Annotated in this window: 18 protein-coding genes; 7 read left to right on the top strand and 11 right to left on the bottom strand. The window is 58.2% G+C overall.

Annotated features, from left to right (window positions below; all coding sequences use genetic code 11):
- The 3 genes from OHL20_RS02460 to OHL20_RS02450 all read right to left on the bottom strand — a co-directional run bounded on the left by OHL20_RS02460 (position 1) and on the right by OHL20_RS02450 (position 3,100).
- Positions 1 to 726 (bottom strand): gp26 family baseplate hub assembly chaperone, encoded by a 726-nt coding sequence (locus tag OHL20_RS02460; protein ID WP_263381633.1) that lies wholly within the window; start codon positions 724 to 726, stop codon positions 1 to 3.
- 31 nt (positions 727 to 757) lie between these two features.
- Positions 758 to 1,288 carry a phage tail protein gene (locus OHL20_RS02455; RefSeq protein WP_263381632.1) on the bottom strand — a complete coding sequence of 177 codons (531 nt, stop codon included), beginning with the start codon at positions 1,286 to 1,288 and terminating at the stop codon, positions 758 to 760.
- Positions 1,289 to 1,366: 78 nt separating this feature from the next.
- Positions 1,367 to 3,100 (bottom strand): phage tail sheath subtilisin-like domain-containing protein, encoded by a 1,734-nt coding sequence (locus OHL20_RS02450; RefSeq protein ID WP_263381631.1) that lies wholly within the window; start codon positions 3,098 to 3,100, stop codon positions 1,367 to 1,369.
- 1,430 nt (positions 3,101 to 4,530) lie between these two features.
- Here OHL20_RS02450 and OHL20_RS02445 point away from each other — a divergent pair.
- Positions 4,531 to 4,854 (top strand): putative quinol monooxygenase, encoded by a 324-nt coding sequence (locus OHL20_RS02445; protein WP_263381630.1) that lies wholly within the window; start codon positions 4,531 to 4,533, stop codon positions 4,852 to 4,854.
- Here the strand turns inward: OHL20_RS02445 and OHL20_RS02440 are convergent.
- Together OHL20_RS02440 and OHL20_RS02435 are read right to left on the bottom strand one after the other, a co-directional pair.
- Entirely contained in the window at positions 4,844 to 5,464 is a 621-nt protein-coding gene (locus OHL20_RS02440) for an HAD family hydrolase (RefSeq protein ID WP_263381629.1), read from the bottom strand. The two genes, OHL20_RS02445 and OHL20_RS02440, sit on opposite strands and share 11 nt — an antisense overlap.
- A gap of 291 nt (positions 5,465 to 5,755) precedes the next feature.
- Positions 5,756 to 6,049 (bottom strand): winged helix-turn-helix transcriptional regulator, encoded by a 294-nt coding sequence (locus OHL20_RS02435; protein WP_263381628.1) that lies wholly within the window; start codon positions 6,047 to 6,049, stop codon positions 5,756 to 5,758.
- A gap of 171 nt (positions 6,050 to 6,220) precedes the next feature.
- Here OHL20_RS02435 and OHL20_RS02430 point away from each other — a divergent pair, with 171 nt between their 5' ends.
- Together OHL20_RS02430 and OHL20_RS02425 are read left to right on the top strand one after the other, a co-directional pair.
- Positions 6,221 to 7,261 (top strand): aldo/keto reductase, encoded by a 1,041-nt coding sequence (locus OHL20_RS02430; RefSeq protein ID WP_263381627.1) that lies wholly within the window; start codon positions 6,221 to 6,223, stop codon positions 7,259 to 7,261.
- Positions 7,262 to 7,470: 209 nt separating this feature from the next.
- Positions 7,471 to 8,250 carry an SDR family NAD(P)-dependent oxidoreductase gene (locus OHL20_RS02425; protein WP_263381626.1) on the top strand — a complete coding sequence of 260 codons (780 nt, stop codon included), beginning with the start codon at positions 7,471 to 7,473 and terminating at the stop codon, positions 8,248 to 8,250.
- A gap of 282 nt (positions 8,251 to 8,532) precedes the next feature.
- Here the strand turns inward: OHL20_RS02425 and OHL20_RS02420 are convergent, their stop codons facing one another.
- Together OHL20_RS02420 and OHL20_RS02415 are read right to left on the bottom strand one after the other, a co-directional pair.
- Complete coding sequence (locus OHL20_RS02420; protein WP_263381625.1) at positions 8,533 to 9,018, bottom strand: TlpA disulfide reductase family protein; 486 nt, start codon at positions 9,016 to 9,018, stop codon at positions 8,533 to 8,535.
- Between the two features lie 20 nt (positions 9,019 to 9,038).
- Positions 9,039 to 9,467: a hypothetical protein gene (locus OHL20_RS02415; RefSeq protein ID WP_263381624.1), complete on the bottom strand. Its 429-nt coding sequence runs from the start codon at positions 9,465 to 9,467 to the stop codon at positions 9,039 to 9,041.
- Between the two features lie 98 nt (positions 9,468 to 9,565).
- Here OHL20_RS02415 and OHL20_RS02410 point away from each other — a divergent pair, with 98 nt between their 5' ends.
- From OHL20_RS02410 to OHL20_RS02400, 3 genes are all read left to right on the top strand, one after another.
- Positions 9,566 to 9,976, top strand: coding sequence for a MerR family transcriptional regulator (locus OHL20_RS02410; RefSeq protein ID WP_263381623.1), 411 nt, complete (start codon positions 9,566 to 9,568; stop codon positions 9,974 to 9,976).
- Positions 9,937 to 10,263 carry a hypothetical protein gene (locus OHL20_RS02405; protein WP_263385067.1) on the top strand — a complete coding sequence of 109 codons (327 nt, stop codon included), beginning with the start codon at positions 9,937 to 9,939 and terminating at the stop codon, positions 10,261 to 10,263. The genes OHL20_RS02410 and OHL20_RS02405 overlap by 40 nt, the downstream gene beginning before the upstream one ends.
- A 132-nt stretch (positions 10,264 to 10,395) precedes the next feature.
- On the top strand, positions 10,396 to 10,797 hold the full coding sequence (locus tag OHL20_RS02400) for a DUF302 domain-containing protein (RefSeq protein ID WP_263381622.1): 402 nt from the start codon (positions 10,396 to 10,398) through the stop codon (positions 10,795 to 10,797).
- On the opposite strand, the gene OHL20_RS02395 is transcribed toward OHL20_RS02400, so the two are convergent.
- The 4 genes from OHL20_RS02395 to OHL20_RS02380 all read right to left on the bottom strand — a co-directional run bounded on the left by OHL20_RS02395 (position 10,798) and on the right by OHL20_RS02380 (position 17,130).
- Positions 10,798 to 12,294 carry an ABC transporter substrate-binding protein gene (locus OHL20_RS02395; RefSeq protein WP_263381621.1) on the bottom strand — a complete coding sequence of 499 codons (1,497 nt, stop codon included), beginning with the start codon at positions 12,292 to 12,294 and terminating at the stop codon, positions 10,798 to 10,800.
- Between the two features lie 176 nt (positions 12,295 to 12,470).
- Positions 12,471 to 13,649: an anhydro-N-acetylmuramic acid kinase gene (locus OHL20_RS02390; RefSeq protein WP_263381620.1), complete on the bottom strand. Its 1,179-nt coding sequence runs from the start codon at positions 13,647 to 13,649 to the stop codon at positions 12,471 to 12,473.
- Between the two features lie 72 nt (positions 13,650 to 13,721).
- The gene (gene mutS / locus OHL20_RS02385) at positions 13,722 to 16,523 is read right to left on the bottom strand and encodes a DNA mismatch repair protein MutS (protein ID WP_263384930.1); all 2,802 of its coding nucleotides are present in this window, start codon (positions 16,521 to 16,523) and stop codon (positions 13,722 to 13,724) included.
- 100 nt (positions 16,524 to 16,623) lie between these two features.
- On the bottom strand, positions 16,624 to 17,130 hold the full coding sequence (locus OHL20_RS02380; protein ID WP_263381619.1) for a hypothetical protein: 507 nt from the start codon (positions 17,128 to 17,130) through the stop codon (positions 16,624 to 16,626).
- A gap of 267 nt (positions 17,131 to 17,397) precedes the next feature.
- Here OHL20_RS02380 and OHL20_RS02375 point away from each other — a divergent pair, with 267 nt between their 5' ends.
- A complete protein-coding gene (locus OHL20_RS02375; RefSeq protein WP_263381618.1) occupies positions 17,398 to 18,132 on the top strand; it encodes a hypothetical protein in 735 nt (244 codons plus the stop codon).
- The last annotated feature ends 51 nt before the right edge of the window (positions 18,133 to 18,183 follow it).

Raw genomic sequence — 18,183 nt, 5'->3', positions numbered from 1 at the left:
TCAGCCTTCCACCATTCCCAGGTAAAGTCCGCGCCGCTGCGAGGACATCTCCAGCACCTCGCGTTCGCTCCATCCGTAGGCTGAAGCCAAAGTGTGGACATCGCGCAGCGTCCTGTGCGCCCACTCCTGGATCTCCGTCCACAGGTAGCTCGCAATGTCGAAGTCCATCGACCACTGGAACCCGCACTCCGGGCAGGCGATCGCGATACTCACCTCCGCCTGTGGGTCTGCATCCGCAATCCCTTTCGTTACCGCCTCTACCACCGGGACAGGCAAGTCCTCCACCGGTACCGCTTGTCCATTCCTCACCGCAGCGTCCACGCACCGTGCAAGCAATGCCGTTCGCGCGGCTTCCATGGAATGGCGTGGCAGTCCCAACAAGTCCTCGCTTGTCGGCGGCCTGTACGTGACCTGGTAGCCGCCCTCGGTAAGCGTGAAATTTTCCGCCCGCGCCGAATCCACCCTGACCTGCTGCGTCGTGAAAGCCAGCTCCACCTGTTCGCCGCAGCGAGGGCAGGGCGTGGCCGTCTCCAGGGCATCGCCGAACATGCTGTCCTGCAGGTCCAGCAACGCGCTGTCGCGGTCGCCCACGCGCAGCCGCGCCCACTCCTCGACGGCTTTTTCGGGCGGGGCGGCTGAAAGAAGCCGCACGGCTCGCTGTACCGGCGGGTCGGCGAAGGCTTGCTCCCATGCGGTCAGGAGCGCGGCTGTGTTGAAACCAACCATGGTGTCTCCTCAGGATCGGGCCCGTCCTGCGCTAGCTGGCGGGGTCGGTGAACGTTGGTTCTGAGGGTTCCGGAGTCTGATCGTCGCGCACCCAGCCTTCGTTTTCGAGCTTGATGTGCTGGATCGCCACCGCATTCGCGTTCGCGTCCAGGTCGGGCAACGTCTGGAACTCGCTCACCCAGCACCGGAACACCTGGTACGAAAGCGCGAGCTGCCCGGCCTCGTTGTACACCTCGATCGTGATGTCTTTCCGGAAGTCCTGTAGCGAAACCTCGGAGCCAAGGCCGGCGCCGTAGTTCCACACCTTGTTGGCCCACTGTTCGAAGGCCTTGTCATGGGTCACGCCGCGTTCCAGCGTGATCGCTTCGTACTCGGTGCGCCCCGGCGACTTGCGGCTGCTGCTCGGGTCGCCGCCTTCGCGGTGCTTCACTACTTCGGTTGTGCGCTTCAGGGCGCTGACCTTGCTCACGCCCGCCACATACTGGTTGTTGTCCAGCTTGACGCGGAATTTGAAGTTCTTGTAAGGATCGAAACGTTGCGCGTTGACTGTAAATTCTGCCATGGGTTCCTCTCTTGTTGGCGAGTGAAACTGTCCTTGCGGCTGGCTCGCTGTACGGGCTCAAGCCTTCAATGGTGTGGGCTAGGTCGTCGTTTGTCCGGCGATCTGCTGCAGTTCAATGACGACGAACTCTGCCGGCTTGAGCGGCGCGAAGCCGACCACCACGTTCACAATGCCCAGGTCGATGTCGGCCTGCGTGGTCGTCTCGTTGTCGCACTTCACAAAGTAGGCATCGCGCGGCGAGCTGCCCTGGAACGCGCCCTTGCGGAACAGTGTCTGCATGAACGTGCCCGCGTTCAGCCGGATCTGCGCCCACAGCGGCTCATCGTTGGGCTCGAACACTACCCACTTCAGTCCGCGGTACAGGCTTTCCTCGATGAACAGCGCGGTGCGCCGCACCGGGATGTACTTGTAGTCATCGGCTAGTTGGTCTGCGCCGCGCAGCGTACGCGCTCCCCAAACTACCTGCCCCAGCACCGGGAAGGAGCGCAGGCAGTTGATACCCAGCGGGTTCAGCTCGCCGTTCTCCGCGTCCGTTAACGGGACGCTGAAGCCCGAGATGCCGTTGAATGTGGCTTGCAGTCCAGCGGGTGCCTTCCACACGCCGCGCTGCGCGTCCGTGCGGGCAAAGATGCCCGCAACTGCGCCGCTGGCGGCGAAGGTTTCCACCTGGTAGTTGTGCAGCGGGTTTGCCTCCAGCAACCTCGGGAAGAACAACGCTGCATTCTTGCTGCGCGTCCCCACGTAGTCGGTGTTGGCGTCGGAGAACTTGTTCTTGGCTGTGTCCTTCGTTGTCCAGTCCTTCGGCGCGTCTACCAGCAGCATGGCTCGCCGGTTCTCGCAGTACGTGGCAGCAGACGACACCACGATCGTGTCCGTATCCAACGTGTCTGTGAACGAGCGATAGGGCGGGATCACCAGCAGGTTGAACAGGTCCGCCTGCTCCAGCGCGTACATCCCCTGCTTGGCGGCCTGTCCGTTATTGGGCAGGAAGTCCGCCGCCGAAAGCGCCAGTCCGTCGGAGACAGCCGTGCTCGCCTTGGTCAGGGCAGTGTTCAGCGCGGTGGTTGCATCGGTAACGGCCTTCTGCTGTGTCGTGACATCGCCGCCCGGGTTTGCGATCTGCGCTGCCAGCAACGCCGCCTGCGCGGTGGCTACCACTGCTTCAAGCGTGCTCAGCGGATCGCTGCCGGCCGCGATGGCCGTCGTCGGCGCCGGCACGCCGTTGTTTCCGCTGTAAACCAGCAGCGCGGAGTTCGCGCTCAGGATACGGTCCACGCGTCGCGGAGTGTCCTTTACCGTAAGGTTCAGGTACTGCTCCGTCGCGCCCGTTCCCGTATCGCGGACGGTCAGGTTGAACAGGGCGGTCGTCGCAACGCCAAGACTGGTGGCAACATCGCTGGAAGGGTTGTTCTGGTCGATGGTCACGCGGAGATTGTTGCCCCAGGTTCCTGGGCTTGCAGCCGAAAACTCCATCGCGCCCACGGTGAGCACTGCGGTCGTCTCAGGAGCATCTACCGCTGGGTCTGCCTTGGGGTTGCCGGGATCGGCGTGGTACAGCCTCACCACAATGGCCTGTGAGCCTCCATTGGCAAAGAAGTCCTGCACCGCGTATCCCAGCGTGCTCTTCACCCACAGGCCGCCGAAGATCCGCTGGAAGTCTCCTAGGTTGTCGATGGTGATCGCGGTGTTGACCGGCCCGCGCGGCGCGCTTCCGATGAAGGCAGTGATGGAGGTAGCCACACCGGTAATGGTGTGTACCCCTGATGGAATTTCTTCTACGTAAACGCCAGGGTAAGTCAATGCGCTTGGCATGATGCGCCTCCTCGGTTCGCACGTTCTCAGCAATCACTTGATGGTGAAAAAGAGGGCCCAAATTTCAGCGAAACATGGCCGAAGGGATGCGGCTGTGCGCCGGCCATCCCAAGACATCTAGGTACTTGAGACTTCTCAGGACTCTTGGGTCAGGATTCCGATTTGTTCAGGGGGCCAGAAAGAATTTTGTACAGCGAAGCCGAGTATCAACGGCGGATACCATCGTGTCAACTGAAAAGCTGGAAATTATTACTTCAGTGATGAAGGCAGAAATCTCTGGAACCGGTCTGTCGTAGAACGCGATATTACGAAGCAAAACTTGAGTAGCTTGTACTTGCACAAGGTTTAGGGCGCAGTTCGCTACGCTGCAATCAGCGCTACGCGATACGCGTCCTGCCGCGCAGAGACTGTATCCATGCACTCCTGGATTAGGTCTCTTGCTGAATGGTGACGGCTCGCCGGAATACGTTTAAAAAAAATCAGGAAGTGAACGTGCGTCCCAACCCAGGGAAGCCAGTCCCTTGCGATACGCGATCAAGCTCCGGTCGGCCGGGAAATGGGCCTCCGCATGGAGGTCCAGGGGGAGGTCTTCGGGATACTGCTCGCTCACTAGGCTTCCGATCGCACTTAAGGGGCTGAATAGAGAAGTGAGCCTGCTTCGGAGTGAAGGAGCTATGCTCTCCCCAAGTGCCGACGCTCTTATAGACTCGATTAGGACAGAAAGATCTCGAATTTGGCAGATGCTACTCTCATTGAAAACTATAGCGTGCAGCTAGACGGTGGCCTCGTGAACGCGCGGCTTGCATCACGTAGGTTCGAACCTCTTCGTCGTTTGCACCGCTATTCCCGCTCACCACAGATAGAGCCTTCAGAAAGATCGCAGACCGCGTGTCAAGGGGAGGAGGCCTCCTCCCAGCTCCAGCCGCCGTCGGCGTCTTCCGCTCCCATCTCTGCGGGCCTTTCCCGCCCGCAACGCCCACCCCAAGAGTTCTGTGCGCTACACGCACTTGAAATGGAAACCACACCTCGCTAAGGGGCTCTGCCCCAATCGCGCAGGGCAATGGGTTTCCCCAGTCTTCCGCGCCTGCAGCTTGTGCAGACCTCCGCTGCGCTCCGTCCTTCCGCTCCAGCTTCGCCTTCGCTACAAGATGGGGACACCCCTCCCTTTGCCCTTTGCTCCCCCCGCCTTCGCCAGGAGGCGTTCGGCATGTAGGTACATGCCGCGACGGCATGAAAGGCAACAGCAAACGCAAAGGAGCAAACACCATGAGCAAGACCGAAAACAACGTCACCGCCATCGGCAGCAAAAAGCCCCTCAGCAAGCCATCCTCGCTAAGTAGACGGTTCGATTCGTGCTCTAAGTGGATTGTCTCGATGAAGCTATTTCGTCTTTACGGACTGATGTATCGTGCGTTTAGAGAGGTGTTCTCATGTATGGGCTCATCGTAAAACTGACTGCGGTCTCAGGGCGGCGCGCAGAGTTGATTGAAGTGCTCGGTGGTGACGACTCACACATGATTGCGGGATGCCTCAGCTTCATCGTTTCCGAAGATGCGGCAGACGATAGCATTTTATGGGTCACTGAAGTTTGGGCAAGTGAGGCACATCACGAAGCTTCGCTTGCGCTTCCGCCGTCCAAGCACGGTCTAGCGGCAATCGAGACTCTTGTCGCAGGCTACGAAAGAATCGCTGTCACCAAGCCAGTCGAGAAGCACAGTCACCCTATGCACGGCGAACGTTTCACTAATAGTTGAGATTTGCAATCAAGCTGCGCAAGATGGCGGGAGAACTATCCGTCGTCCAACGCATCGTCTGCCAACCCACTTCTTGCGCGGCCACAACATTTTGTTGGCTATCATCAATAGACAATATCTCTTCACACTTGAACCCAACGGCTGCTTGGACTTTAGTGAAGAAATCCGCCTCGGGCTTCTTCGTTCGAAGCATCGCAGAATAAAAAATGCCGTCGACACGTTCGGCCAAACCCAGTTGAGCCATCAAATAAGAGGCACGCAAATGCTCTTGGTTGGTTGCCAAATACACTTGAATTCCTTCAGAGCGAAGCAGTGCAAGCTCATGCAGCAATGAGATAGAAAGTCGAGAGTTTTTGTCGAACCAGTAGGACAGAAATTCAGACGGGCTCACGTGAGGAGCGATCAGTGCAAGTGCAGCGGGCAGCCGCTCCATTAACCCAAGGCGACCAACGATAATGTCTTCCCAGTGAGGTGCGAAGAACCCCTCATGAAGTTGGGCGGCGGTGAGCGCGAAGTCTTTTTCGCTTGATGTTTGCCAGTGACGCCCGTCCTCGGGACGTCCATCAATGAGAACGCCATCTACGTCCACCATTAGCACCTTGATGGCCAAGTCTGGACTCCTGTGCGTTCATCATCTCGGTGATCATTTGCCATCACAGCAAGTTCACAGTAAGCAAAATTCAGATCACACGCGTTGCGAAAATTGCATGTTCTTCATGTGAATAATTTAGGGATGAGGGTACACCTGCGGGTATTTTCCACAGACGAAGCATGATTGCGATGCCGTTACAAGGCATGCGCTCCGGAGCTGAAAGCGTTACGAAGAAGGCGACATCTCGTAAGTTCCGACGGGTCGGCTTCTCCCCCGTTTTTCTAACGAAAAGAAGAGCGTCTCCGAAGGCTAACCCGGACTCTGCTGTTTCCTGAGATTCGCCCAATCAAGCAGCGCACGCAGCATCGGACGGAGGGCTTCGCCGAGACTCGTCAGTTGATATTCAACCTTGGGCGGAACTTGAGGATGGATGGTGCGCTGCACGATTCCATCACGTTCCAAGCAGCGTAATTGCTGAATGAGCATCTTCTGAGACACATTCGGAATGGCCCGCTCCAACTCCGAGAAGCGCTTGATCGGCGTTTTGACTCCTTCCGGTCCGCTGAGATTGTGAATGATTACCAGTTTCCATCGTCCTTCCAAGAGTCCAAAGGCCTCTGCTGCCGTCTCAGGGGAACAGTCTCTGCCTCTCGTTACGACACCAGGCTTACTTTTCGGTGAGTACACCACCGTTTTGTGGGTTCTTGTCATCCCAGCAGCATAGCGCATAGGGTTGACTTACACCGACCTCCTCAGGGCGGAACGAGGAGTTCAATGCGCTATAAAGTCTTGGGAGATCGAACGGGTCTCAAGGTTTCAGAGTTTGCCCTGGGTACAGGGATGCTGGGCAAGGCCTATGGATATGGAACTGAGCCCGACGAAGCTTTGAAGATTCTCGAAGGCTATGCCGAAGCCGGCGGTAACCTGATCGATTTGTCTGATGCGTACCAGGGAGGAGAGTCCGAACGTTTGGTCGGAACGTTCGTTGAGAACAGACGCAACGACTTCGTCCTCATCTCCAAATACACCCGAAGCGCGCAGGCCAACCCTTCGCTCGGCGTTCTGGGCAACAGCCGGAAGGTCATGGTGCAAGCTGTCGAAGAAAGCTTGAAGCGGCTCAAGACCGACCATATCGACATCTATCTCGCACATCTGGATGACAGCATGACACCGATAGAAGAAATTGTGCGAGGTTTCGACGACCTGGCACGCGCGGGCAAGATCGTTTATGGAGGCTTGTGCAACTTCCCGGCATGGAGAGTTGCCACCGCTGTAACGCTGGCCGACTTGAGAGGCTGGCTGCCGATTGCTGTAGTCCAGTTGGAATATAGCTTGATTGAGAGAACTACGGAGCGCGAACTCTTGCCCATGGCAGAGGCAATGGGCTTAGGCGTTCTCGGCTACTCGCCGCTTGCGGCGGGAATCCTCACAGGGAAGTACCGCAAGGGAGAGAAAGGGCGCGCGACTGAATTCAAGGCAGGTGTGCCACAGGCAGGTGCCGAGCACGAAGCCCTGCTTGACGTTGTGATTGCTGTTGCCGCTGAGCTTCAGAGCGATCCCGCCAAGGTCGCGATCGCGTGGGTGTGCGCCAAAGGTATTATTCCCATCCTCGGGGCGAACACTCGCTTGCAACTCGACGCGAACCTCGGAGCTTCATTGATCCGACTCGACGCAGAACAGATTGCGCGTCTGGACAAGGCGAGCGCCATAGCCCTTGGGTACCCGCAGGAAAGGCTTCGCAGTGATGGTGTTCGCGCGATGCTCACTGGCAATCGGTGGAACCAGATTGATCGTCCAGTCCGTACAGTTCGGTAGATCGAGTCCGGCTGGCTCTTGGCTCGACAAGTGATAAATTGCCAATGTGCTCACTGACACCGGGTTGGCACCGGACTTCAGAAGATACTACTTGTGTGAGAACTAATGCAGAGTGCCTCAAAGAGCATTGAGTGCGTTGAAACGCTCCGACCGACGACAGAACTCCGTGGCCGATCTTGGAACGCAGGACATATGGATCGAAATCAAGGATGGCAGCAAATAGAGAAAATTTCTTGAACAAGACTACGAATAGTTCCGCGTGCGTTGCCCTTGTGACCGGCTCCACTTCTGGCATCGGTGCTGCGATTGCCCGGCGTTTATCCGGCGAGGGATATGCCGTGGTTCTGCACTCGCGCAGTTCGGCGGAAGCGGGGCGCTCTCTGGCAGCTGAACTTGGAAACGCTATCTACATTCAAGCTGATTTGGCTGACGATGCCGATAGAATCAGGCTCGTGAGGGAGGCGGTATCTCGCTGGGGCCGCCTTGATGTCCTTGTCAACAACGCCGGCATGAGCAGCATGATTCCTCATACCGATCTTTTGGCGGCTTTACCCGTCATCTGGCACGAGATGCACGAAGTTAATGTGGTGGCTCCGTTTCGACTTGTGGCGGAAGCTGAAACCGCCCTCAGAGATGTGGCCAGTCGCGGCCGATCAGGATGTGTGGTTAATATCAGCTCACACGCTGGTGTCCGGCCCAAAGGCGCATCCATCCCTTACGCCGCGTCCAAAGCAGCGCTAAACCATGTCACTCGCCTGCTCGCGCTGTCGCTCGCTCCGGACATTAGGGTGAATGCCGTCGCCCCTGGCCTCGTGGACACGCCTCTGACAGCGGATTGGACTGCTGCCCAACAACTTTGGCGAGACCACTCGCCCATGCGGCGGCCAGCCAGCCCGGACGATATCGCGCAGATCGTGATGATGCTGATCGCGTCGGATTATTTGACTGGTGAGATCGTGGTCTCCGATGGAGGTCTGAGCCTGACATAGCGGCGCGATTGAGCGAGCCTAAAATCTTGAATTAAAATTGCCGTTCTCACTGTTTCCCATCCTCAAGAGAAGCAGCTAATCCACTTGGGCCATGTCTGGAGAAATAAGTCCACGCCCAGCTTCACTGAATCAGCACTTCGCGTAGGTAGCAGCAGACGGGGCCTTGGCACCGCTGTTCTCAGACCTGCGGCAAGTGGAGCCAAGTTTCACCGACCTCACAGCTTTCTGCGCTGTTCGCTCAGCTTCAGTGATGCTCGGCGAAGATCTGACAGGGTGGTATGACTACTCTTCGTGGAGAAGCTGTTCGATACTTTTCTCAAACTCCATCTTGTCGCCGAATCCGACTTTCAATATTCGAATCTTGCCGTGGCGATCAATCAGGAATGTCACGGGGAGCAGTTCGCCTATCCCATAGTTCTTCATCGTCTTTGCATCGCCGAGGAGAATTGGATACGAGATTCCCAGCTTGGCGACTGCGGGCTGAATAGCCTTCCATCCGTCATCGTCGAGCGAAACCCCCAGGACGACCAAACCTCTGTCCGTATAGACCTTCGAGAATTCCTCAAACCACGGCATCTCTACCCGGCACGGAGCGCACCATGTAGCCCAGAAGTTCAGTAAGACGACCTTCCCCCTGTACCCGGACAGGCTGACGGCCTTGCCGTCAGCCTGTCTTAGCACAAGCGTAGGTGCCGTGCGCCCGGCAGCGATGGGTTCCGCGCTCACTTCAGCTATGGGCAAGATATAGAGGCACACGAGAGCAGCCATTCGCAGTATTTTCAACCCCATCAGCCGACTAGCTCTGAGAGCTCAGCCCTGATGAATTGCTTGACTCCCTCGGGACCGGTGATACGGAGCGTCATTGGCCCGGTGGCGTCCCCGACATGGACATCGAACTCGAAGAAGGGGCAGCATAGCCGTTCGTTTCCGATCCACTCCGACATGGTGGCGAAGGTTTTGGCATCCGACGGGAATTGGAATGCATATCCGTCTCGCAGCTCGCTCGTGCTCAATCTTGCGGACTTCAGAGCAGGTGACAAGACTTCGGAGTGTCGCTTGCGTTGAGCCGAGGTCATCGCTCTCATGTCGCAGGCAAACACCACTGGCTTTGTTGTCGCGACAGTTGAGGTCTGAGCCTGCGCTTGCGCCTGTAGCGCAGGGTGCAATGTCATTGTCATTATCGGTAAGGTCATTGCCGTAAGCAAGATTCTTTTCATCGTTTTCTCCGGGGTCGTGTATTTACACGTCGCCTGAATCTCATTCTCCAAACGGTACGCCTTCAAGTTAACTTGAAGGCAAGCTGCAATAATCGTGCATGGCATCTTTGACCATTTCGGAAGTCGCAAAACAGACTGGTTTACGGACCTCGGCGATTCGCTACTACGAAGAAATCGGAATCCTCGATTCGGTAGAACGTGTCGGCGGACAAAGACGATATGACAGGAGCGTGTTTTATCGCCTGTCCATCGTGCAGCGAGCTCAGCAGGCGGGATTCACCTTGGACGAAATCCAGGAATTGCTAACAGGTTTCGTTCCGGGCACCCCCGCACCGGAACGGTGGAAGCAACTGTCCTCCAGGAAAATCAAGGAGCTCGCAGCGAAAATGGACGAGATCCAATTCATGCAAAGCTTGCTGAAAGACATGATGACCAACTGCCAATGCGACACTCTCGAAACCTGCGGCAAATGCATCTTCCATCAGATTCACCAGCAGGAACAGTCGTAGTTCTAGCTCTTGCGGCCTACCTTGAAGTACAGGGAGACGCCTGCTTCCAGTCCGGCCTCTATCACTCCTCGGGCGCAAGACAGATTGGCTTGTTCGCTGCTGGAGCGGCAGTGCTCATTTGCTACAGCTTGTTCCTGAACTCCTCAAAGATAGATTTCGGCAAGCTCCTGGGTATCTATGTGGTACTTTTCTTCCTCGTTGCCCAAATCGTCGCCGGAGTGCAGTTTCAGCAGTCGCCCAACAACCCATCTACCTCGGTGGTGCCTTTGTGGTTGTTGGCGGCTTGATCATGATGCTCTGGAAGGGTTGACCAGAAGGGGCAGCGTTTCAGAGCGAGCCGAGGTCGAAGCCTTTTCAACATCTCCGGCTCGTTTTGGGTACGTTGCCGAATGTCCGTCTTATCCACTAAAGTTGCTTGCATGGAAAGCCCATCGCAAGTCTCCGGCCTGATCACCATAGCCTCCAATCATTCCGTAGACGAAACCGTAGCGCGCCTTACCGATCTGCTCGCCGCCAAGAGTATTAAGCTCTTCGCACTAATCGATCACAGCGGTGAAGCTGAGGCAGTCGGCCTACACATGCCGCCAACCAAGGTCATGATCTTCGGCAGCCCCAAATCAGGCACACCCCTCATGCTCGCCTCGCCCAGCGTCGCGATCGATCTTCCGCTCAAACTGCTCATCGCCGCTGATCTGCACGGAGGTAAAGTCACCATCAGCTACAACAGCACAGAGTATCTGCGCGATCGTCATCATCTCCTCGAAGAGCACCTGACCGTCCTCAACGGAATCGGCATCCTCGCGGCCAAAGCAGCCGCGTAGCTATCGCAGCGTAGCCGTCCGCAGGAAATCGAAGTCTCCACTCGCATGAGGCACGACACCCTCAAGTCGCCGCGAATGGAGCACCTCGTTGTTCGGATACCACAGCGGAATTCCCGGCAAGTCCTCCGCTAGAATCTGCTGCACTCCGACGTAAAGCCGCCGCCGTTCCCCCTGATCGGTAGTAGCCCCAGCCTCCCTGAGCAGCGCATCCAGCCGAGGATTGGCATACCGGCCCCGATTGCCACCTTTAGGCGGAAAGCTAGCTGAATCATACGTGTATCGAAAGATATCCGGGTCTTCATTTGAGCCGATCCATCGCAGCGCATACATCTGGAATGCGCCCTTCGTCACATCCGCATAGAACGTCCCGAACTCCGCCGATCGTATCTGCAGGTCGATTCCCGCTGCTCGCATCTGTTGCTGCAGCACCGCTGCTAACAACCGCGTCGTCTCATCCGTACTAGTCTTCAGCGTGATCCGCACGCGCATACCATCTTTGCCTGCGCGGAATCCCGCCGCCTCCAGCAGCGCCTGCGCACGTGCCACATCATGTGGATACAACGGGAGTTGCTCATTCGTTGCCGCCGCCCAATGTCCTGTTGGCAGCCACGTATTCGCCACCCGCGCCTGTCCCCGCCACAGGGCGTCGATGATCGCTGGCCGGTCCATCGCACAGGCTATTGCCTGGCGTACTCGCTTATCCTTCAGCAACGGATCGAGCACGTTGAAGTTCGCATAGATCACCACCGAACTTGCTCCCGTCTCGGTTACAAGATTCGGAGCTTCGCGCAACGCATACACCATGTCCAGCGGAATGACATTGCTCTCCAAATCTGCGGAGCCCTTCTTCAACTCAAGCGCCGTCGTAATCGCATCCGGCACCACGGCAAAGCGGATCCGCTCGATCCGATGTCCAGAGGCAACCGGGTTTTTGTTGGTTGCAGCCGCGCCGAGAAGGATAGGAGAATCCCCCCAGTAGTCATGATTGCGCTCGACCAGTACTTCCTTATCCTGCACTGCACTCAGGAAGCGAAATGGCCCCGAGCCCACCGGATGCAGCCCAAAGTCTTTACCCGCACCTCGCGGCACCACTCCGAACAGGCCGTCGCTCATGTTGAAGAGCAGTCCCGCATCGGGGCGCTTGAGCCGGATTACCACAGTCAGGCGATCCGGCGTCTCCACACGTTCGACTGCCGCAAACGCACCACCCTTCGCCGTGATCAGACCCGCGACCGAGCTATCGATCATGCTCCGCACCGTCCACGCGACGTCCTCCGCCTCAAGCGGTCGACCATCCTGAAACCGCACCCCGTCCCGCAGATGGATGACCCACGTCAAAGAATCCGGTTGCTCCCACTTCGTAGCCAGCCAGGGCTGCAATTCGTAGTGCTCGTCCTTCTTCACCAGCGCGTCGAAGATCAGCGCACCCACACGCTCCGACTGAGCGTCCGTGCCCTGCCGAAGATCAAGGTTGTTCGGGCTACTCTCGATTATCATTACGACCGTCGAGCGATCCTCAATCCGACCGCGGCAGGCCACCATCGCAAGCAGCATGGACACAGCAAAGCTTTGCAGAAGGCAGCGAGAGATTTGCAGGTTCGATCTTCGCGTGCCCGTTGCGCTCAGGTGGGCATCCGCAAATCGACTGGCACTCTTCCATCTCCCTGCAAACTTCAAAATGTAACCTTCCCTAGGATCACAGGCCTCGTCGCGCCAGTTGCAGCCACAACGTTCCCCGGCAGTCGATGCCACGTCAACCAGGCCAGCAATGCAAACGCCACACCCTCCTTGGCCTGAGCCGGCACGCCCAAATCCTCCATCACGCGCACCTTTACACCCAGCGCTCCAAACCCTTCGCGCAACATGTCCATCAACGCAGCGTTCTTGGCTCCGCCACCCGCCACTACATATTCAACCTTTGCAAGCGGAGCCGCCTGCCCCACATGCGCCCAAACAAAACTCCGATAACCCAACAGCACCGACTCGGCTGTCAACGCCGTAGCCGTAGCCACTACATCTGCATCGCTCGTACTTACCTTCCGACATCGCGAAATGAATCCGTCCACAAAGCTCGATCCAAACTCCTCACGCCCGCAACTCTTAGGCGGCGGGGCAGAGAAGTACGGTCTACGCAGTACCTCTTGCACCACGTCGGTAAGTACGCCGCCACGCCTACCTACAGCCCCGCCCCGATCGAAGTGTTTTCCATACAGCCGCTCCATGCACCCATCGATGACCATGTTCCCCGGCCCCGTGTCGAAGGCCATCGCGCCATCAGCCGAGCACCCCGCAGGCAACGCCGTAAGATTGCCAATCCCCCCAAGGTTCTGCAGGATCCGGCTCACCTTCTCTGACCGAAACATCACGTAATCCAGCATCGGCACCAGCGGAGCCCCCTGTCCCCCTGCAGCCAGATCTGCCGGTCGAAAGTCACTTACAACGGGCACTCGCAGCCGCTCTGCGATCACACTCGCCTCTCCGACCTGCCAGGTAGCTCGCACCTCCGCACCCAGATACTTTGCTGCGATTCCTTGGTGGTACACCGTCTGCCCATGACATCCCACCAGGCTCAAGCTCTTGCCTCGAACGTTTGCCGCAGCACAAGCCTTACTCACAGCATCCGCATAAATCTCCCCAAGCCGCCAGTTCAGCCGGGCCAACTCCGCAGTAGAAATATCCTCAGCATTCATAGCCCCAAGCACCGCCGCACGCACAGCCTTCGGGTACGCGAACGAGCTATACCTCAGCAGCTTCACCCGAGGCGACGCGGCATCAGGCCCAGCCGTAATCCGGCAAACCGCCACATCCACCCCATCCGCCGAAGTCCCACTCATCACACCAGCAATAATCATCGCTCCGCCTCAAGCCTTAAATCAGTGTTGGCTTTATCCGCACTCGTCCGCGTTCATCCGCGCCATCCGCGGTCAGTTCTTCAGCTCTCGTTGCAGCTCCGCCAACAGGTTCAGCGCTTCTCGCGGAGTCATCTCATCCACATCCGCAGCTTCCAGCCGATCTACAATCCTCTGCGACAACGGCGTAAACATCGTCATCTGCAGCGGGCGCGCTGTCTCACCCGATGAAGCAGCTAGGGCTGAAGCCACCTGCTGCGTCTCCGCCTTCTCATGCAGCTTCAGCACCTCACGGGCGCGCCCGATGACCACTGCAGGCAGCCCAGCAAGCTTCGCGACTTCAATGCCGTAGCTCTTACTCGCCGGACCTGCCTCGACCGTATGCAGGAAGACGATCCCCGTACTCGTCTCCTTGACGGTGACTCTCAGATTCTTCAGTCGCGTCAACCGCTCCGCCAGCAGCGTCAGCTCGTGATAATGCGTAGCAAAGAGCGTCCGCGCACCGATCCGATCATGCAGATGCTCTACCGTGGCCCACGCTAAGGACAAGCCGTCATACGTAGCGGTTCCCCGTCCCATCTCATCGAGCAGTACCAGCGAGCGTGATGTAGCTGTATTCAGAATGGCCGCCGTCTCCGTCATCTCCACCATGAACGTCGAACGCCCGCGCGCCACATTATCGCTCGCTCCGATTCGCGTATAGATCCGGTCGACCAAGCCGAGCCGCATTCTCTCCGCCGGCACAAAGCATCCACACTGCGCCATGACGACCAGCAGGGCGGCCTGCCGCAGGTAAGTACTCTTACCGCCCATATTCGGTCCCGTGATCAACATCACCGCAGGGCCCGAAGCGTCGTCGGGACTAGCCCCGTCTGAGCCCGCATCGAGGTAGAGCGAGTTAGGCACAAACCGCCCACCGCCACTCTCCTCAAGCCGCCGCTCCACCACCGGGTGCCGGGCCTGCACAAACTCCAGAACGCCACTCTCCTCAACGGTCGGTTTCACCCAGCCGCGCAACGCCGCAAGATGCGCGAAGCAGGCCAGCATGTCGATCTCGGCCACTCGTTTGGCTGTCGCTCGCATTCGCATCGCTCCGGCCAGCAGCGTAGCGCGCAACTCGGCGAAGATCCGCCGCTCGATCTCACCCGACCGTTCCTGCGCAGTCAGGATCTTCGCTTCATAGTCCTTCAGCTCCGGCGTCGTAAACCGTTCCGCGTTGACCAGTGTCTGCTTTCGCTCGTAGTCCGCCGGAACCGACTTTGCATTCGCCTTGGTCACCTCAAGGTAGTAGCCGAAGACCGAGTTGAATCGAACCTTCAGCGATCCAATCCCCGTCCTCGTCCGTTCCCGCTCCTCGATCGCCACCAGCGCCTGCCGCCCACTCCGGCTCAACTCGCGTAGCTCATCCAGCTCCGCATCCACACCCGCACGAATCACCCCACCATCCGAGAACGTTACCGGCGGCTCCTCCGCAATCGTCCCCACCACCAATCCACACAAATCCTCCAGAGCATCGAAACCATTCTCCGAGAATCTGTCATCCTGAGCGGAGCGGAGCGCAGTCGAAGGACCTGCGGGTGCCTTTATCCCGTCAATGAGCCCAAAACCTCCGGGTGCCCCATCCTTCGTAGCCTCACCGCGAAGGGTGGGATGAGCCATCTTCCCCAGCTCCTGCCACCGTCCCGCCGCAAACATCCTCACAGCGGCAACGACACCCGGCAGGCACCCAAGCGTTCCGGCCAGCGCCATCACCTCGCGCGGCCCGGCTGAGTCCAGCGCCACTCGCCCGAGAAGCCGCTCCAGATCCAGAACGCCATCCATCGAACGTCGCAAAGCTTCCCGCTCTCGAAGGCGAGAGCAAGCTTCAGCCACAGCCTCCAGCCGAGCTTCAATCTCCGGCAGGCCATTCGAAGGCCGCAACAGCGTAGCGCGCAAGAGCCGCTTACCCATCGGCGTGCAACAGGCATCCAGCGTGTAAAACAGGGTCGTCTGGGCCGACTCGCCAGAGAACAGCGGCTCTACCAGTTCCAGATTCCTTACACTGACCGCGTCCAGTTCCAGGCAGGTCGACCGCTCGTAGTACCGCACCCCGTCCACGTGCTCAACTGCGCCCTGCTTTGTCTTCTGGATGTAGTGTAAGAGCGCCCCCGCCGCCACAGCCGCAGCCTCGTGCCCGCCCAGGCCCATCCCCTCCAGCGAAAAGACCTTGAAGTGATTCCGCAGCAGCGGCACGGCATACTCGGCCGTAAACACCCACTCGTCTACCGCCGTCTTCGTCCGAATCGCGTCGAGCCCAGCCGAAGTCTCAGGCTCCCCCGCAAGATTCACCCCACCCAGCAAGCCCGACCCGTACAGCAACTCCACCGGCCTCACTCGCCCTAACTCATCCACCGCTGCCGCCCACGCACCCGGCCCCGTGAACTCGGTCGCCCGAAACTCTCCCGTCGAAAGATCCAGTAGCGCCACCCCCGCGCAGCTCCCCTTGAGCTGAACACTCGCAAGATAGTTCGACTGCTCTGCCCCGAGCGAAGGGTCCATCGAGGTCCCCGGAGTCAGGACACGCGTGACCTCGCGCTTGACGATGCCCTTGACCGTCTTGGGGTCTTCCATCTGCTCGCACAGCGCGATCCGGTAGCCCTTCCGCAACAGCCGCTGGATATAGACCTCAGCCGCATGGTACGGAACGCCGCACATCGGCTGCTTCTTCTCCCGATCCCGCGCAGTCAGCGTAAGCTGCAACTCCCGCGCCACCAGGATCGCGTCGTCATAGAACAGCTCGTAGAAGTCCCCAATCCTGCAGAACATCAGGCAGTCCGGGTAGAGCTCCTTCGCCGCGAAATACTGCCGCATCACCGGCGTCAGCATTCCCGCATCCATCGTCGCTTCAGGTGATCCAGTCTCGTTTGCCACAGTCGACAGAATACCGCCTGCCCTCCTCCTGAAGTCTATCTAGCTCGATTCGGCGACATGATGGCGGCTAATCATCATTGTTACGAAGTCTGGTGATTACTCCCTTCGGCTCAGCCGCATCCCCGACGGTTTCCACATCAAAGGTCTGATATCCAAACTGAAAGTTCTTGCAACGGTAGTGTTCCGGGGGAAGGCCGCCGAAATCCTTTGGAAGCGGTTCGATCGGAATGGCGTGAGCGCCCTTGATCGTGAACGTTACCCCATAGACCGAGCCGATTGACGCAACGCTGCCTTCTCGCGGACGAACAGCAAGGTGAACATTTGTAACCTTTCGATTCAATGTCAGTCCCCGTGCCTTTGACTCAGCGTGGCCGACACCGCATAGATAGAAGAGTCTGTCTTCCAACTCGTACTCTCCATCTTTCATGTCCGGCAGCACATCTTTCGCAACCTCCGTCTTTAGACCTTCAAGACAGTGCTTCCAAGGCTTCACGCCCAGTACATAGCGTCCCCAGAGATGTCTAAAGCGAAGAGGATCTCTGGTGTTATCCAGTCCCGAGACAACAAGTTTCATAGCTTTCCTTTGAAAGATGGAATGCGATAACCGTAGCATGGCAGCTATTTGCTTGAGTGCCGGATAGGCTCAACTCCCACCTAAAGCATCGATTTGAACGTAGCCTCGATATTCAAGCTTGAATATTCCGCAAATCTGCTACTCTGGCACCCTCCAGCCGAGCAGCCACGAAACGTTGCATATCCTCACCGCACTATCGGGCCAAGGTGTCTAATCTCGTGCGACGCGTTTACCCTCGGGTGACCGATCCGCCAGCATGTGGTGCTCATGTCCACACAAGTTCTTCCTTCCATCTCCCTCCGCAAACGTGTGGCCTACGACCGCCGCTTCTATCTCACGATGGCCATCGCCGCCTTCGTCCTCATCTTTGTCGGCTTTAGCCGAACCTATTACCTCAAAGCGCATTTCCCGATGTCTCCGGCGCTAAGCCTGCTTGTCCACATCCATGGCTTCGTCTTCACCACCTGGATGCTCTACTTCGTCCTCCAGAATGCGCTTATTGCCGTAAACCGGCCCTCGCTCCACCGAAAACTTGGCATCAGCGGAGCCTTTCTCGGCTCTGCGGTCATACTCCTCGGACTTGTCGTCGCATTCACCGCTGTCCGTCTACATCATGGCGGCGGCCCTTATGACGCCGAAACCATCTTCCTCGTCGGTCTGGTCGATCTCTTCACCTTTGCGCTCTTCTTTGTCACTGGGTACCTCTACCGACGAGATCGCGAGGCTCACCAGCGGCTCATGATGATGGCGGTCGTCATCGGGCTGATCGGGCCGGCGCTCGGTCGTCTCGGGATACATGGCGTACCTCCGCAGGTGCTCGGTCCCATCAACCTCGCCTTCATGTTCGCCGGTCCCGTCTACGATCTCGTAACCCGGCGGCGCGTCCACCGGGTCTATATCTATGGAGTGCTCTTCGGTCTCGCCACCTTCACCCCTCTGCGCTTTGCCCTCGGCGCTACACCGTGGTGGCATCATATGGCTCACCTGATAGCTGGCATGTAGTCACTGGGTCGCTGTCCAACCTGGCCATACCCGATATACTGGAGCTTCGCG

The organism is Granulicella arctica (assembly GCF_025685605.1).
GTDB classification, from domain to species: domain Bacteria; phylum Acidobacteriota; class Terriglobia; order Terriglobales; family Acidobacteriaceae; genus Edaphobacter; species Edaphobacter arcticus.
Note: the sequence above shows the minus strand (reverse complement) of the source record. Positions and strands in the feature narration are given on the sequence as shown.